2 protein-coding genes and 1 pseudogene are annotated in these 1950 nt (G+C 41.6%); all 3 read left to right on the top strand.

Features of this window, described 5'->3' with window-relative positions:
- On the top strand, positions 1 to 679 hold a 679-nt coding region (locus U873_RS35745), incomplete at its 5' end, for a hypothetical protein (RefSeq protein ID WP_218188946.1).
- Positions 680 to 681: 2 nt separating this feature from the next.
- Positions 682 to 1284, top strand: coding sequence for a hypothetical protein (locus U873_RS35740; RefSeq protein ID WP_081818757.1), 603 nt, complete (start codon positions 682 to 684; stop codon positions 1282 to 1284).
- A gap of 478 nt (positions 1285 to 1762) precedes the next feature.
- Positions 1763 to 1950: pseudogene (locus U873_RS36850) on the top strand (hypothetical protein); the annotation flags it as partial.

The following is a 1950-nucleotide window of genomic DNA, read 5'->3' as shown; positions in this document are numbered from 1 at the left end:
GAGTAACCCGCAAGAGGTAATGGCTGCTTTCAACAGTGCCAAGCAGGATGCAGAGAACCTGGCGCTTTTGTACGAACTACAGGGAGATTCTGGCGCCGCTCTTGAAATCAGGATGAAATGGGCGACTGAGTTTGCACTGAATTTTGCGGTTATCAATCGGGTTGGCAAGCTTGGCAAGGTTGCAAACTCGTTGCGAGATCAGGAGTTAGCGGCGAAAGGAGGTGCTGCTAAAGGGCCAAGCCTTGCTGAGATTGATAAGGTATCTGCTCAAGCTAGGCAGGATTTGTTAGATGAAATCAATAAGTTTCCATCAAAATCGAAAGCCGGTGAGTATGCAACCATGATTGGTGCGTATGATCCGCTAACAGGTAAAACCGCAATCGGTGGTAGCAATACGAAGATTAGTTCTGATATGTTGCACGTAGATACTGTGAAGTATATTGAAGATAAGCTGGGTGTAAAAATTGGTGAGTTTACGAGCTTTTGTAAGAATAAAGTTGGTGCATGCGCTGAGATATCAGCTGCGGACTCACTGGTCAGGCAAGGGGTTGATCCTTCAAGAATAAGGTTTACTGAGGCTCTTCGCCCAAGAGAGGTATGGCGAAAAGAGACTCTTACTGATAAGGCTGTTGTGGAAACTTGTAAAAATTGTGGTGCGAGCTGGCCAAAAGGTAGTTAGCTATGATTGATCTGAGTGAAAGCTGGAAACCAGAGTTTGGTACTATAGTGACTTGGTTTGCGATGGATAAATATGGGCGGATCGCTGTTATGGTGAATAACTGCTTCGGAGATTTACCAAGAGTTCTATTGGCTGTCGATGGTGTGGGTGAAGTTTTATATAAAATGTCAGAGTTTGTTTGGGAGGAGTCTGAAGGGGACTTGGAGTATCCAGATGATAAGAGAGGATGGTTTGAGGTTGATTTGTTTTCTGCGTGGCGATATAAAAAGTATCCGTCTTTAAGTAAGATAATTGAGGAGTTTGAACAGGATTGGCATGAAATGGGTCACTATTCGGAGGCCAATCTAGCTATTAATAAAGGTCTTTTTGTTTACCATGGTGTCGAGGGGGATAATCCTGGAGTTGACTATCCAGTTGGTTATGTTGGAACAACTGAAATGGGGGACTATTTTAGGCATTTGGTACCTACTGTTATGGGCGGAATTGTTGACTTTCCAGAGGGCTTGCGTTGCGGGATTGTTGTGTCTGATAGTGTGGATTTTATGAGTGATAGAGTTCTTAAGAGTGGTGATATTAGTAGGCTTTTCACTAGGATGTATCGATAGGGGATCTTTTACTTTTTTGTTTGCTATGAGGGTTTCTATTGGAGTGGCTAAAGGTTGATGGTTAAAAAAGAGGAAGTTTTGGAATTTTATCTAGATAGTAGTTCAGTCATTTGATGTTTGCTTTTAGGTGATGCTGATCGGCGGCTGAAGGAACATATAGGTACGATTGGCAGTTATAAGTCTCAAACTTTTATAGGTGCTATGGATACTCAGGTAGGGAGTATGGTTACAGTCTCTAGTGCCTCTGTGCCAAACAAGAGTGCTCCTGAATTAATAAAGTATTCTGAAAAAATGGTGGGCTTGTGAGTTAAGCGGAATGTGAAAATAAACTGGAGCGTTGTGCAGGGTTTTGAGTAGCTAATTTGTTGCTCTTAAATAATCCAAAGATAAAATTTACTTTTGTTATTCGTCCAAGAGTAGGTGGGGTTTTTAAATGTTGTGAAAGTTGTACGAGTATGTTTTGAGGCGAATAGTGGAAATGGATGAAGAGTTTTTAGAGATTAATGATCTAGATTGGTTTGCGTCTTATAAAAATGGAATGCTTGCTCATTTTGCAACTTCAGGTCGAGGGTATGTACCCGTATCGGTCAGACGTTCTATTGCTAGCTATGAGTTGCTTTATGGCTTTTTTGAATCTTTGCCTGGAAGTGTAGGTTTTGAAGTTAT

Source organism: Pseudomonas sp. PH1b, from assembly GCF_000633395.1.
Taxonomy (GTDB): Bacteria; Pseudomonadota; Gammaproteobacteria; order Pseudomonadales; family Pseudomonadaceae; genus Aquipseudomonas.
Note: the sequence above shows the minus strand (reverse complement) of the source record. Positions and strands in the feature narration are given on the sequence as shown.